Origin of the sequence: Chryseobacterium sp. Y16C (genome assembly GCF_022488405.1) — a bacterium.
In the GTDB taxonomy this organism is placed as follows: domain Bacteria; phylum Bacteroidota; class Bacteroidia; order Flavobacteriales; family Weeksellaceae; genus Chryseobacterium; species Chryseobacterium geocarposphaerae.
Window position 1 is genome coordinate 2,105,808 of sequence record NZ_CP092711.1, and the last position, 14,330, is coordinate 2,120,137.

Consider the following 14,330-nt stretch of genomic DNA (forward strand, 5'->3'; position numbering starts at 1 on the left):
GTTAAATAGAGTTAATTTTTAAGCCCACAAAAAAACCGGACAAATGCCCGGTTTTATTATGTTAAGTGCAACTATTCTTATTTAAAATCTGCGTCAGTAACTCCTGAATTAAGGACAACTTTCGTTGTCTTAATAGCAACTTTCTGTCCTCCTCCTTCTGCTTCAATATCAGCAGGGAATTGAATTCCGTCAACCGTCATATAGCTTTTTACGAATGCATTTCCTTCTTTGGTTTCAGACTTATACAATAAACCTGTAGCCGCATCGAAGTAAAACTTACCTTTGTCTGAACTCAATACGTTATAATCTTTTCCGTCAATTTTCTCTGTAGTTACAGTCTTAAAGGTAGAAGCGTCATATCCTAATGCATCAATCACCTTGCTCTTTTTAAGTTCGGCAATTTTATCAGCAGGAATATCCATTTTCTGCCCCATCTGGTCCATGTATCCTTTTTCTCCGTCAAAAACCTGAACCATTTTTTGCCCCATCACAGATTGCTCAGATCTGAATTTGTTTCCCATCTTTTTAGTGGTCATTGCAACCTCCATTCCTTGTACAGAAAGAGTATTGTCAGTAATCGAGCTTTTTACAGCTTCTAATTTTGCTTTCCCTCCTAAAGCTTTAAGGTAGTTGTCAATTACTTGTTGAGAGCTCAATGCAGATTGTGCCGCAGCCGCCTTTACAGGAGCTGATTTTTGCTGAGCAGCTACTGAAGTAGAAACAAGCACTGCACAGAAAAATGGAATTATAATCTTTTTCATATATTATATTATTTTTTAAAGTGTAAAGATAATAATATTGGAAAGATACCAATACAAAAGCCACCAATATTTTGGTGGCTTTTAATTTTATTTAAGATTTAGAAAATTATTTCTTAAGTTCTTCTAAAAACTCATCGTGAGAAATAGCAGTTTCTTTCTTAGTTGCTTTTTCAAGGATTACATCCTTCAATTTAGCCATTGCTACTTCAGAAGAAATTTGTCTCACCTGCTCCTGATCTTTCAACATCTCAACAGCATATTTCTGGATTTCCTCATCACCTAAGTGGTGAATTCCGTAGATAGCTAATTGGTTTCTTACCAATTGCTCAGCTTGTCCTAAAACGTCAGCATAGTCTAACTGAATTTCGTTATCTGTCATCAATTTTCCTTCGATGATCTGATATTTCAACTGGTTTTTCTCAGCTTCAAGGATTTCTTTAGCCTGCTCTTCAGACTGAATATTCTGATTAGAGAATTGCAACCATTTTACCAAGAACGTTTCAGGAAGCTTTACTTCTTCTTTTTCAGAAACCTGCTCCAATACTTTATTCACAAAGTGAACATCAGCATTTTGCTGGAAATATTCATCCAATTCAGATTTTACTTTTTCTTTCAATTCTTCTTCAGACTTGATGTTTCCTTCACCATATACTTTATCGAAAAGATCCTGGTTAAGTTCAGCTAGATTAAGTGCATAGAAATCTTTTACTTTTACTTCAACCTCAGCGTGGTGTAAATGCTCAACTTCTTCTTTAGAAAATCCTAATTCTTTAGCCAATTCTTCATTTTCAGCAAGAGTTTCTTTAGAAACTTTTACAGATCCGTCCATTTTCAAAGACTTTACCAATTTGAAAGCTTCTTTGTTTTCAGCAGTAATGGTAACGTTCTTTGGATGGTGGTGGTGCTCTCCTTCAGCATCTTCCTCAACAACCTGAGAAATTTCTAAAGCAATGTAAGAATCTTTATTGATTTTGTCTTGAGGAGCCTGCTCAGCAAAACGCTTCTGCATGTTCTCAATACTCTTGTTGATTTCTTTTTCAGAAGCCTCTACTTTATAGTGAGGAGCTTCATATTTAGATAAGTCGATAGTGAATTCCGGTTCGTATCCTACTTCAAAAGCAACTTCTAACTGATCAGCATTGTAATCGAATTCGTTTACTGGCTGAGGAACAGGCTGACCAACTAATCTTAGTTTGTTTTCATTTACATACCCGTTCAAAGCATCAGAAACCTGCTTGTTGATTTCTTCAAAAGCAATTCCTGCTTCATATTGTTTTCTAACCATACTCAAAGGCACTTTTCCTTTTCTGAATCCAGGAACTTGTGCATTTTTAGCATAATTAATCAATTGTTTCTCAACTTTTTCCTTATAGTCAGATTTTTCCAATGTCACTGTAAGCAATGCACTTACATCATCATGGTTTTTTGCAGTAACCTTCATTATTGATTAAAATTTTAGGTTGCAAAAATATGAAAATTTTATGAAAATCACTCATTTAAAATCAACTTAAAAAGCCAAATAGTGTTAAATAAAAAACCACCGAAAAAATTCAGTGGTTTCTTAACAAGATTAAAGGATATATTAATTGATAATATTATAGTTTGCCTGTGCGTCTGTCTCTCCTCCTGTATGGGTTCCATAAACAACACCGTTTCCGCTAACTGAAGACGCTTCAGATACTGTTACCGGCTCGTGGTATAAGGTAAGAACCAGCTGAGCAGCTGCAGAAGTATTTTTAACTGCTTTATTCACGACCCATTTTGTTTTTATTCCTACATGATTACCATCTGCTCTTACAAATTCAGGATCATCAGTACGGGTAAGCGTGATATCAGAATTAGGGAAATTGTACACTAAGAAATGTTCATCTACCGCATCTTTTATCTCTTCTGTTGCATCTTCGTCTCCATTTTTGAAAATAACCTGTACATCATAGGTGTGGCCGTCGATAAGTTTAACATTCGGATTCGTTGTACTATTTACCTGATAGTCATATACCACCGGAACTCCGGTAGCTTCATCCGTCACTCTTAAAAGAACGTCTGAAAGTTCTTCCTGAGGAAGATCATCAGCTTCGTCATCACTCCTGTTACATGATGTTAAGCTCAGCGAAACAGCTAAGAATAAAAGTCCTAAAATAAGCGTAGTATTTTTAAAAATGTTTTTCATTTTTTGATTTTAAGTAATTAAAATTGATATTTAAGAGTTAAAATAAAGTTTCTTCCCATTTCGCTGGAAAAGAAACGAAGCCTGTTCAGATAATCTCTGTAAGACTTATTAAATACATTTCGAACTGAAAAATCAACTCCGAAATTTTTAGACAGATTCACCCCTGTCTGAAGGTTCCAAAGCGAATATCCACTTGGTGGCGTAGAAATATCTACTTCTTCATTGTAAGCGTTTCCATCAGAATCGAAGAGTCTGATCGGAACATTATAAACAGGAAATCTCGTTTGTTTTAAATAAGTATTGTTACTTACATTAAAATAAAAGTTTTTCCATTCTTTTTTATTGAACTCCAATGAATTGTTAAAATTCGGAGGCATCATCAGGATAAGAGGAACATCATTCGTAAGATCCTGACCGTATACATAAGAACCACTTCCTTTATAGTTCAGGTGATCTGTGATCTTAAGCTGCACATCAAGGTCTATCCCATACATTTTAGCATCGATCTGCTGATAGTTGTAGACTACAAAAGCTCCTCCCCATTGTGTATTCTGGTATCCCGTAGGAATTTCATTAATGAAGTTTTGAGTATAAAAGAAATACGGATTTACAGAAACATTCAGCCCTTTTAAAACATTTGCTTTCACATCAGCAACCAAATTAAACTGATTTCCCGTTTCACTTTTCATTCTCATATCTCCTCTTTCAATAATTGCCGCAGAATGGTGAAGCCCATCCGCAAAAAGCTCTGCTACATTGGGAGATCTTGAAACTCTTGCGTAATTAAATTTCAGGTCAAAATATTCAGAAGGATGGTAAACAATCCCTGCATTTACCGAAACATTATTATAGCTTAATGAAGGTTTTGTAAGAATTCTGTTTTTATTTACTCTTACTTCAAAATCTGAATAATCTGCAGCATAAAGCTTGTTCCAGTCGCTCAAATCATACCATTTTGTGACTTCATAATGATCAAAATCGTATCTTCCTCCCAATTCAAGATCTAATGTAGGAGCTATTTTATATTTAAATACAGAATAAATTCCCGCATAGTATCTGTCATAGTTGGGAACAAGGCGTCTTGCTTCAGTCTGAGTATTAGAATAATTATTCTGATATCCTGCATTAATTCCGGTTTCAAGATTCCATTTCCCTCTTTCTATCAAATGATTAATATTTAAATCATTAGTTATCAATTCAAGATCTAAGGCTGGTTTTTTACTCAACTCTTCCGTACGTCTTATATCATATTCTTTTCTATGATTGTACTGGAAGCTGTAGGTAGCCGTAATCTTTCCAAAATTTTCAAACCTTTTGTAAGCAGAAACCTTGGCAATATGATGTTCAATATCCTGTCTCGGATTATCAATGTCGTAGCTAAAATCCCTTTGATAGATCGGTTCAGGTGATGTAAGAGCCAAACGCAGGTCCTCAGAATTTCCGACGTGAGAACTCCTAAGAATCCCAATCGAGCTTTTCGTAAGATAGTAATCAAAAGAAAAGCCTTTATTAAAAGTCATTTTCTGAACGCCAAAATTGAATCCTGAACTTTCAAGTCCGGTATTCATCAAACCGTAATCAGGAGCCTGAAGATCTCCAAGTTTCTTATAACTTCCATTGGTTTTTATTGCCCAACCGTTTTCCCATGTTTTAGCCAATTTTACATTAAGATCAGCGCCTCTTCCGTTAGAAATTCCTGAAAGAGCCACATTTCCCATAATGGTATCTTTTTTAGGCAAAATCTGTGGCTGCAATACAACAACTCCACCTACAGCGCCACTCCCATACTTCAAGGCGGACGCTCCTTTTACGACATCAATATGTTCAAAATTATTGACATCTACATTCGGAGCATGCTCTACTCCCCACTCCTGTTCGGCAAGTTTCACTCCATCATTAAGGATGGAAACCCTGCTTCCGTAAAGCCCGTGAATAATCGGTTTTGCAATATTATTTCCTGTTTTAAGAACATTTACTCCCGAAATATTCGTCAATAGATTTCCAAGATTTTCGGTAACATTTCGTGAAATCATCGATTTATCAATCGTTTTCACCACCATGCTTCCATTATTCTTGTGGCTTCCATGAAGGGTTACCGTTTCAATATCCTGAATATGATGTTCAAGAGTGATTGTCAAATGCAAATCCTGAGTAATTCCTATATTTTCAGTATAATCATTACAATCGGGATGTTTAGCAATGAGTATATATTTTCCTGCAGGAATTTTATTAAATGAAAACTTACCGTTTTTATCGGTTTTTGTAGAAAAGTCTCCAATTTTCACGACTGCATTTTCCAGCATCGTTTTATCATGAAAATCCTGGACAGTTCCTTGCACCGTGTAAGTCTGCTGTGCGTTTGTAAATACAAATCCGCAAAGGATCAGCATAAAGCTATATATCAATTTCATTGTTAAATAGATTGATTGCGTACATTTTAAGTTGCTCATTATGAGTAAATGATTAACTTAAAAATACATTTTCGTTAAAATTTGAATTGGATTTTGTTAACTTAAAATTGTAAATCTATACGCTCAATTTTGAACCATTAAGATTTTATTTAAGCATTTTAGAAAATTAAGTTTAGCTTTGCTTTTTAAGAGATACTAAAAATCTAGGTGATTTTTTTTAACGAAACTTAACTCCTACATTCACCTTAATTTAAAGCACGAGGTTAGCTTAATTAAAATACTAGTATTTAAAGCAAAAAAATCCGAAAAAGAATCTAAAAACTAAGAAATTGCGGGCGGACCGCGAAGCTGAAAGGTAAATTTGGTCTGAGACCAGATTTTCTCCTGAACAGCAATGATCTGCTTTACCTCATGGGTATAGTTTTCAAAAGAAAAACTGAATTCTTCAGGAACTAAAGTATGTCCTGTAGCCAAGAAATGACAGGCCAAACAGTCGGCTGCTTTTTCTTTCGCTATATTTTTTGTAACCGTATTTTCTGTTTTTTTAAAGCTGAAGTTTTTAAAAACTTCCTCAGAGCTGTGACTGTGAAAATTTTGAGAAAACAGCGCAAGAAAATAGATTCCAAACAATAATTTGGAAATAAAATTCTTCAGATTTCTGCTTTCTTTAAAAATCATACGTCAAAATTATAAAAATAATTTAAGCTTTTGGATTAAAGTTTTATTAAAATACTTTGATATGTGTAGAAATGATTAAGATTTTGTTACAATTTCTATTATTATTTGTCTAAGATCCTTCGACTCCGCTCAGGATGACACCGCTAATACTAACTACACTATTATGTTTTGATGCTTTGAGAATCTCAGCATGACATTGTTACAAATTGACCGCTAATAAAACAGCTATGTCATGCTGAGCCTGTCGAAGCATCTTTATATCATATACTAATTCAAAAAATTAATCCAATTGAGTCCCCAAATATTCCCATTCCTGCAATGCAAGATCCAACTCTTCTTTAGTTTTGTTATACTTTTCTAAAGTTTCATCAGATGGGTTTTCCTTTGTAAAAGAAGCTTCAAATTCCTCCACTTTGGTTTCAAGCTCAGAAATTTTTTCTTCTACTTTTTTTATTTTATTCTGAATATTTTTCTGCTCTTTGCTTAGGATCACATTCGATTGACTCGCTGGAGCAGACTTTTCCTCAGCCTTTTTTTCCTCAATCTTTGGCACTTCGTTGTGAAGTTTTGCCTTTTCCGCAGAAATCTCTCTGATGGATTCTTTCTGTCTGAATTCAAGATATTCGTTGATGTCTCCTAAGAATTCCTTCATTTTACCATCACGGAATTCATATATTTTATCACAAAGACCTTGTAAGAACTCCCTGTCGTGCGAAATCACAATTAATGTCCCTTCAAACTTCTGAAGAGCCAGTTTGATAATTTCCTTAGACTGAATATCCAAGTGGTTCGTAGGTTCGTCCATAATCAGTGTATTGAAAGGACGCAACAACAATTTACAAAGCGCCAAACGGTTTCTTTCCCCTCCGGAAAGTACCTTCGTTTTTTTGTTCACCGCCTCACCCTGGAACAGGAAAGATCCTAACAAATCACGAACTCTCGGTCTGGTTTCTTCTGTTGCAGCATCTTCCGCTTCTTCCTGAACCGTTTTATTCGGCGTCAGAACTTCCTCCTGATTCTGGGCGAAGTAACCGATGTTTACATTATGCCCGAGATTCCAGGTTCCTGAATAATCTTTGATATCTCCCGCGAGAATTTTCGCCAAGGTTGTTTTTCCCTGACCGTTTTGCCCCAAAAGTGCAATTCTGTCCCCTCTCTGAACGATAAAGTCTACATCATCAAAAATCTGCTTGTCTCCGTAAGCTTTTCCTAATTTTTCGGCTTCGAAAATAATTTTTCCCGGAACCTGTGACTGAACGAAACGGATGTTGAATTTGGAAACGTCTTCATTATCCACTTCGATACGCTCAATTTTATCTAATTTTTTAATAAGTGACTGTGCAAAAGAAGCTTTGGTAGCACTTGCACGGAACTTATTAATATTATCTTCCATCTGCTTGATTTCCGCGTCCTGATTCTTTTTAGCCTGAATCAGCTTTTCACGGCGGTCTTCACGCATGATCAGATATTTGGAATAATTAGCTTTATAATCATCAACCTTTTTGTTGTTGATATCAAAAGTTCTGTTACAAACTGCCGTCATGAACTGCTTATCGTGACTTACCAAAACAATTGCCCCAGGATAATCTTTCAAAAAGTTTTCCAGCCACATGATCGATTCCATATCCAAGTGGTTGGTAGGCTCATCAAGAAGCATGATATCGTTCTTTTGAAGAAGCAGTTTTGCCAATTCAATCCTCATTCTCCAGCCTCCTGAAAATTCATCGGTAATTTTTTGGAAATCATCTGCTTTAAAACCTAAACCAAACAGCACTTTTTCCATATCGCCCTCAAGATTGTAGGCATCGTGGTTCATCAAAAGATCGTTTAGCTCGGTCATCTTATTAATCAAATCGGTATAAGAATCACTTTCGTAGTCGGTTCTTGTTGCCATCTGATGATTCACCTCTTCCAGCTCATTTTTCCATGCATTGATCTGTTCGAAAGCCTGCATTGTTTCTGCCCAGACTGTTCTTCCTTTTACAAAATCAAGATCCTGCTTCAGAAAACCTATAGTAATATTTCCTTCCGGAACCACGTTTCCTTCGTAGAAATTAATTTCTCCGGAAAGCATTTTCAATAAAGTGGATTTCCCCGCCCCATTTTTACCAACCAAACCAATTTTATCATCCTTTTTAATCGTGAAATTCACGTTTTGAAACAAATATGTTCCTGAATGATGTAATCCTAAACTCTGAACCGAAAGCATGTTAAATAATGATTAATAGTGAATAATGAATTTTCGGGTGCAAAAATACGGAAAAAGAAATGAATTTAATGAATAGAAAATTTTCAGGGAAATTTGCACCTACATTACCCACTATCAATAGTTTCTTACAGTAATATGAAAACAGCTTTGCTGCCTTTCTTTGATGTAATAAATCCTTCCCAAATCGTAATAATATTTTAAAACTTTCTCTAAAGCCACTTCCATTTTAGGGTTGTTTCTTAAAGTACTATTAAACCGCACATAAGAAATATCAAAAGAATTTCCGTAATTATGTGAGCTAATTCCCATCGCAGCATTAGCATTCACTCTTCTCAAACGACATTGATCTTCCAATGTTCTTGTAATGGATGAAACCGTAAATGTATGTCCTTTTGTCTCCTTGCTAAAGCGGGTTCCAATTTTCTCGAGCATTAATTTGCCTTTTGAAACCATCCAGGCTCTGCTGTAATCTAATTTTTGTACACGATAACCTTTTCCCGTCTTTTTTATTTTATGAAATTTCCCGTTATTAATATATTTCTGTACAGCTTTAGAATCTTGAAGAAGCTTTACCCCAAAACTTTTAGAAGCATCCAGGTGAGGTTTATACAGAGGAGTAGGTTCTACTTTCATCACCTGCCCCAGATCATAACATGGTAATGTTTTTTTTATAGACTGAGCATGATAAGTATACCAATTAAAAGACAAAAAAAACAGACATACACACTTTTTCATTCAACTGATTTTTGAATTTATAAACAAAAATTACTACTTATTTTACAGCATTCAAATTCCGTGCTACCATTCTTATCGGCTTATCTTCAACGATTTTATTAAATTAAAAACATTATTTCAAATTACTACAAATATTTTTTATAATTTATCTTAAAGTTTAATATTTTAATTATAAATTTGAGATAACTTACAAAATTAACATATGATAAAAAAACTTTTCGCTGAATTTTTCGGCACATTCTGGCTTGTTTTCGGAGGTTGTGGGAGCGCAATTTTTGCTTCTCAGATCGCTCCTGCCTCTAATGGTCAAATGGGTATACTTCTTATAGGAGTTGCTTTAGCATTTGGACTTACTGTACTTACCATGGCATACGCTGTTGGACACATTTCCGGAGGGCATTTCAATCCTGCGGTATCATTCGGGCTTTTGGCAGGAGGAAGATTTCCTGCAAAAGATCTTATTTCATACATTGTAGCACAATGTTTAGGCGCCATCGTTGCTGCAGGAGCCTTATACACCATTTTAAGCGGTTCAGGGACGCCCGATTTTTCAGGACCCGGAGCTTTTGCCACCAACTTTTACGGAGATGCCGTCTATTTTGGGAAAGGCTATTCTATGGGAGCAGCTTTCCTTACGGAGTTTATCTTAACAGCATTTTTCCTGATCATTATTATGGGAGCAACTGATAAGTATGCTAATGGAAAATTTGCCGGTATTGCTATTGGTCTGGCCTTGACTTTAATCCACTTAATTTCAATTCCTATCACGAATACTTCTGTAAACCCAGCAAGATCTCTATCTCAGGCTGTTTTTGTAGGTGGTAATGCCTTATCACAGTTATGGTTATTCTGGGCAGCGCCTATTTTAGGAGGTGTTGTTGGTGGACTGATTTATAAATTCTTGCTTCAGAATAATCAGGAAGAGGAACTTGCTCATTAAACAGCAACTAATCAATACATAATAAAAAAAGTCCTGTTATTCACTAACAGGACTTTTTATTTTTTATCTACTATTTTCTAAGAAACAAGAAGACTGCATCCCCGAATATCCGAATGATCTATTCTTCCCAACACCTGAAATTTGTTTCCGATTATTTTACCCAAATCCTGAGTGGCTATAAATGAACACGAATGAATATTCGCTAAATCAATAATATTAATAGCCCCTGTTCTTCCTTCCTTTTCGTAAGCAAAGGGATCTTCAGCATTTCTAATCATCACTTTCATCCAATTCGGACAATTATATTCGTTGTTTCCTAATGAATAAGCCTGAGAAAGAAGCTCAGTCATAGAATATTCCGAATAAATTTTATCTGTTTTAAAACCGCTCTTTAAAATCTCAAGCAATTCATCTTTTGTCATTTCTTCTTTTCTTCCTTTCATTCCGCCGGTTTCAATGACGATGAGATTTTCAAGAAGATTCAGAGATTCCTCACTTCGCTCGGAATGACAGTAATCTAAAAAGTCCAGTAACGCAAAGGAAACTCCAAAAAGAATTACTTTCTTATTTTTTATAGTATTTAATAATTCAAATAAATCTGAGTGATTATAAAGAAAATATCCGTTTTCAGGTTTGGCAGATTTTTTCATTAAGTAATCTACCATATAAATCAATGACGAATTTTGTCTTTCAAGATAACTTGGCAGCAATCCTAAAAATATAAAATCTTCCGGCTTTCCGATAAACTTTTCAAAACTTTTATAAATACTTTCCTGATATATACTCTCGTCGGCAATGAAATGTTTTGACAAATTCATCTGAGTTGTTCCGGAACTCTGAAAAAAAAGATCAGCCGTTACATTTCTATCAACCACTTTATGATTTTTAAACATTTCTATGGGAAGAAACGGGATTTTCTCTAGGCTTGTCACCTCATCGGGCTTTATATTGAGATAGCTGACAAAATTTCTATACACCTCTATATTTTCATATTGGTAACGGAAAACTTTTAAAGATTCAGCCAAAAAGTCCTGTTCTGTCTGTATGTCAAATATTGTATGCAATTTTATAAAATTTATTATTAACTCAAAATGAGACACTTACATCTACGAAGAAAAATTTTAATCATTTATTAATATTGAAAGTAAATTTTGGTAAAATTCTTGCAATTAATTCACCGGAATATGGATTAAAAACAGGATGAATTAACGTTCTATCCGAAGATTACCTCAGTATGAGGTAATTTTTTTTATTTTTTCTCAAAAGTTTTTAATTCAAAATCTTTTTCAAAAACACCGTAGGTGAAATACGATATCCAGTCTCCCAGATTGATATACTTTGCTTTTCCCTGCAGGTCCAAAACCATCGGAAGGTGGCGATGACCATAGATGAAGTAATCAATATTTTCGGTTTCCAGTTTCTTTTTAGAATAGATAATTAAAAATTCCTTGTCTTCTCCTAAAAACTCTTTGTCTTCATCCCCAGAAATCATTTTGTTTTTCTGTGACATATACAATGCTATTTTCATTGCAATATCCGGATGTAGCCATTTGAAAAACCATTGAGCCACAGGATTGGTAAAGACTTTTTTCATTCTCTTGTACCCTTTATCTCCCGGTCCCAAACCATCTCCATGGGCTAAAAGAAACTGTTTCCCACCCATTTCAAAGTATTGCTTTTTATAAAAAACCGTACATCCTATTTCTTCTTCCAGATAATCTTTCATCCACAAATCATGATTGCCAACAAAGAAATAAATATGAATTCCGCGATCTTTTAATTCAGCAATTTTCCCTAAAACACGGACATAGCCTTTTGGAATTACATGCTTCCATTCGTGCCAGAAATCGAACAGATCACCCATTAAAAACAAAACCTGAGCATCATGCTTGATCTCATCCATCCATCTGATAAACCGCTCTTCACGAATTTTGCTTTCCTTAGGATTGGGCGCACCAAAATGCTGATCTGAAGCGAAATATACTTTTTTTCCAGGCTCTAAATTGATGGTCGTCTTTAACACCGTTTTCGTTTTAAATTACTGATTATCTTCTGCAAACCACTCTCCGTAAGAGTTTTCTGTTTCATGAAGTTTAAGATAAGCCAAAGAAATTCCTTCCGGAAGTCTAGACTTTATTTTTGCTGCAATAGCGTATAACATATTTTCGCAAGTTGGCTGGAATGAACAATAAATCACTTTATGTCCCTGATTTTCCAACCCTTCTCCCAATTCTTTATGGGGAGAAAGTGCATTAATCATTACCGCATGATCCCAAACGTCCACAATTTCAGATTTTACAATTGTTTTAATATCGCCAAAATCTACCACCATCCCATTTTTAGGGTTTTCCAAATCATTAATCGGCTTTCCTTTCACTGTTACGAATAGTTTATAGGAATGCCCATGCATATTTTTACATTTTCCGTCGTAATTGTACAGCACATGAGCTGTTTCGAATGTAAAAATTTTTGTAATACGTATCATGGTGCAAAGATAAGGAATTTGAGTTTTGAATTTATCTTATCATTTACGAAAGCATCATTCTTACAATTTATCCAGCCAATCACTCTCCAATCTTTTAATCCTTTGTGTTTCTACATCTACCAAAACCCAAAGCGTACTGGAATCCACCACCAGCTGATCATTGCAGTAAAACTCAACTTTTCTCGGCTGACGAATTCCTTCAGGAGCTTTCGGATAGGTTTTTATAGTGACAATATCGTTGAGATATACCTGTTTTTTATACTGAATATGATGATCGAGAAGCATCCATGCGAATTCTGAAAATTCGGTTTTATGTTTTACGAAGTCCCAGTGTTCCCCTGCAATTTCTTCCACCCAATGAACATACTGCACATTGTTAACATGATTATTTCCATCAATATGCTCTTCCGTAACTTGTATTTGTTTTTCAAAAATCAAACTCATCTTCTCCAAATATTTACTCAAAAATAAGACATAAAAAGCAAAACCTCCCCGAAATTGAGAAGGTCCTGACAATAAAATTTATTTAAAAAATGGAACTTTCTAATGAAATTGCGCCGTCTCTGTGGAATCTTTCATTGCCACCGTTGCAGAAGAACCATTGGTTACAATATTCTGAACCTCATCGAAATACCCTGTCCCTACAAAAGATTGGTGTTTTACCGCTCTGAACCCCTGTTTTTGCAAAGCAAATTCACGTTCCTGGAGCTCAGAATATCCTGCCATTCCTTTTTCTTTATAAGCTAAGGCAAGTTCAAACATTGCTGTATTCAATGCATGGAAACCCGCCAAAGTAATAAACTGGAATTTATAACCCATTTTCGCCAACTCTTCACGGAAATTGAGCATTTCATCCACACTCAATTTTGCTGCCCAGTTGAAAGACGGTGAACAATTATAAGCCAGCATTTTATCCGGGAATTTTGCATGAATTCCTTCTGCAAATCTTCTCGCCTGCTCCAGATCAGGATTTGAAGTTTCCATCCAGATCAGATCTGCGTATGGTGCATAGGATAATCCTCTGTCAATTCCCTGTTCCACTCCATTTTTCACCACATAAAATCCTTCGGAAGTTCTTTCTCCTGTCACAAATTTTTTATCCCTGTCATCGATATCCGAAGTAAGCAAATCTGCAGCATCAGCATCTGTTCTGGCGATAATTAAAGTAGGAACTCCCAAAACATCTGCTGCCAAGCGAGCCGAAATTAATTTATTCACCGCTTCCTGGGTTGGAACTAAGACTTTTCCACCCAAATGACCGCACTTTTTAGCAGAAGACAATTGATCTTCAAAATGTACCGCAGCAGCTCCGGCTTCAATCATTTGCTTCATTAATTCATAAGCATTTAAATTCCCTCCAAAACCAGCTTCTGCATCAGCAATGATCGGGACCAAATACTCTTTTTCACCGCCTCCATTCAGCGATTGAACCTGATCCGCTCTTAGTAAAGCATTATTTATTTTTTTCACCACTGAAGGCACTGAGTTCGCCGGATACAACGACTGATCAGGGTACATTTCTCCGGATAAGTTTGCATCTGCAGCCACCTGCCATCCTGAAAGATAAATTGCTTCCAGTCCCGCATCAACTTCCTGTACCGCCTGATTTCCGGTTAATGCTCCCAATCCGGCAACAAAGTCCTGAGTGGTTAATTTGTTCCAGAATTTTTTTGACATTTCTGTTGCAATCGTATAATCTAATTTATAAGAACCACGAAGTTTCAGCACATCTTCTGCCGTATAAAGCCTTTTCACACCTTTCCAACGTGGATTTTCAAGCCAGTCTTTTTCTATTTCCCGGATTTGTTCTTGTTTTGTTTTCATATTATTTTAGATTTAAAGTTTAAGATTGTTAGGTTTTAGATTCGAGTTACGAGATTCGGGTTATTTTGTTCCGTCAGTTCGAGTAAAATTATTTGTAATGAAATGAAGAATAATTTT

13 protein-coding genes are annotated in these 14,330 nt (G+C 35.5%); 1 reads left to right on the top strand and 12 read right to left on the bottom strand.

The genetic code is table 11. From position 1 onward, the window contains the following. Positions 1 to 77 precede the first annotated feature (77 nt). The 7 genes from MKS83_RS09355 to MKS83_RS09385 form a co-directional block, all read right to left on the bottom strand. Positions 78 to 761 (bottom strand): hypothetical protein, encoded by a 684-nt coding sequence (locus MKS83_RS09355; RefSeq protein ID WP_240582940.1) that lies wholly within the window; start codon positions 759 to 761, stop codon positions 78 to 80. A 106-nt stretch (positions 762 to 867) separates the two neighbouring features. Beyond that, entirely contained in the window at positions 868 to 2,202 is a 1,335-nt protein-coding gene (locus MKS83_RS09360) for a trigger factor (RefSeq protein ID WP_240582941.1), read from the bottom strand. 141 nt (positions 2,203 to 2,343) lie between these two features. Further along, the gene (locus tag MKS83_RS09365) at positions 2,344 to 2,931 is read right to left on the bottom strand and encodes a hypothetical protein (RefSeq protein ID WP_240582942.1); all 588 of its coding nucleotides are present in this window, start codon (positions 2,929 to 2,931) and stop codon (positions 2,344 to 2,346) included. A gap of 17 nt (positions 2,932 to 2,948) precedes the next feature. Then, positions 2,949 to 5,342 (bottom strand): TonB-dependent receptor, encoded by a 2,394-nt coding sequence (locus tag MKS83_RS09370; RefSeq protein ID WP_240582943.1) that lies wholly within the window; start codon positions 5,340 to 5,342, stop codon positions 2,949 to 2,951. 321 nt (positions 5,343 to 5,663) lie between these two features. After that, positions 5,664 to 6,020 carry a hypothetical protein gene (locus MKS83_RS09375; protein WP_240582944.1) on the bottom strand — a complete coding sequence of 119 codons (357 nt, stop codon included), beginning with the start codon at positions 6,018 to 6,020 and terminating at the stop codon, positions 5,664 to 5,666. A 280-nt stretch (positions 6,021 to 6,300) separates the two neighbouring features. Further along, a complete protein-coding gene (locus tag MKS83_RS09380; RefSeq protein ID WP_240582945.1) occupies positions 6,301 to 8,229 on the bottom strand; it encodes an ABC-F family ATP-binding cassette domain-containing protein in 1,929 nt (642 codons plus the stop codon). A 114-nt stretch (positions 8,230 to 8,343) separates the two neighbouring features. Then, a complete protein-coding gene (locus MKS83_RS09385; protein WP_240582946.1) occupies positions 8,344 to 8,964 on the bottom strand; it encodes a DUF5715 family protein in 621 nt (206 codons plus the stop codon). 205 nt (positions 8,965 to 9,169) lie between these two features. On the opposite strand from MKS83_RS09385, the gene aqpZ reads away from it, so the two are divergent. Then, a complete protein-coding gene (aqpZ, locus tag MKS83_RS09390) occupies positions 9,170 to 9,904 on the top strand; it encodes an aquaporin Z (RefSeq protein ID WP_240583178.1) in 735 nt (244 codons plus the stop codon). Between the two features lie 77 nt (positions 9,905 to 9,981). Here aqpZ and MKS83_RS09395 read toward each other — a convergent pair whose 3' ends face one another. From MKS83_RS09395 to aceA, 5 genes are all read right to left on the bottom strand, one after another. Further along, positions 9,982 to 10,968 carry an acyl transferase gene (locus MKS83_RS09395; protein WP_240582947.1) on the bottom strand — a complete coding sequence of 329 codons (987 nt, stop codon included), beginning with the start codon at positions 10,966 to 10,968 and terminating at the stop codon, positions 9,982 to 9,984. 185 nt (positions 10,969 to 11,153) lie between these two features. Next, positions 11,154 to 11,927 (bottom strand): UDP-2,3-diacylglucosamine diphosphatase, encoded by a 774-nt coding sequence (locus MKS83_RS09400; RefSeq protein WP_240582948.1) that lies wholly within the window; start codon positions 11,925 to 11,927, stop codon positions 11,154 to 11,156. Between the two features lie 15 nt (positions 11,928 to 11,942). Further along, positions 11,943 to 12,389, bottom strand: a complete 447-nt coding sequence (locus MKS83_RS09405; protein WP_100376602.1) for a 6-pyruvoyl trahydropterin synthase family protein — start codon at positions 12,387 to 12,389, stop codon at positions 11,943 to 11,945. 60 nt (positions 12,390 to 12,449) lie between these two features. Further along, positions 12,450 to 12,833: an acyl-CoA thioesterase gene (locus MKS83_RS09410; RefSeq protein ID WP_100376603.1), complete on the bottom strand. Its 384-nt coding sequence runs from the start codon at positions 12,831 to 12,833 to the stop codon at positions 12,450 to 12,452. Positions 12,834 to 12,932: 99 nt separating this feature from the next. Beyond that, the gene (gene aceA / locus MKS83_RS09415) at positions 12,933 to 14,213 is read right to left on the bottom strand and encodes an isocitrate lyase (protein WP_240582949.1); all 1,281 of its coding nucleotides are present in this window, start codon (positions 14,211 to 14,213) and stop codon (positions 12,933 to 12,935) included. Positions 14,214 to 14,330 lie beyond the last annotated feature (117 nt).

Coding starts and splice junctions, on each gene's coding strand:
- MKS83_RS09360 (WP_240582941.1), bottom strand. CDS start 2,202: ATGAAGGTTACTGCAAAAAACCATGATGATGTAAGTGCATTGCTTACA.
- MKS83_RS09365 (WP_240582942.1), bottom strand. CDS start 2,931: ATGAAAAACATTTTTAAAAATACTACGCTTATTTTAGGACTTTTATTC.
- MKS83_RS09380 (WP_240582945.1), bottom strand. CDS start 8,229: ATGCTTTCGGTTCAGAGTTTAGGATTACATCATTCAGGAACATATTTG.
- MKS83_RS09355 (WP_240582940.1), bottom strand. CDS start 761: ATGAAAAAGATTATAATTCCATTTTTCTGTGCAGTGCTTGTTTCTACT.
- MKS83_RS09370 (WP_240582943.1), bottom strand. CDS start 5,342: ATGAAATTGATATATAGCTTTATGCTGATCCTTTGCGGATTTGTATTT.
- MKS83_RS09405 (WP_100376602.1), bottom strand. CDS start 12,389: ATGATACGTATTACAAAAATTTTTACATTCGAAACAGCTCATGTGCTG.
- MKS83_RS09375 (WP_240582944.1), bottom strand. CDS start 6,020: ATGATTTTTAAAGAAAGCAGAAATCTGAAGAATTTTATTTCCAAATTA.
- MKS83_RS09410 (WP_100376603.1), bottom strand. CDS start 12,833: ATGAGTTTGATTTTTGAAAAACAAATACAAGTTACGGAAGAGCATATT.
- aceA (WP_240582949.1), bottom strand. CDS start 14,213: ATGAAAACAAAACAAGAACAAATCCGGGAAATAGAAAAAGACTGGCTT.
- MKS83_RS09385 (WP_240582946.1), bottom strand. CDS start 8,964: ATGAAAAAGTGTGTATGTCTGTTTTTTTTGTCTTTTAATTGGTATACT.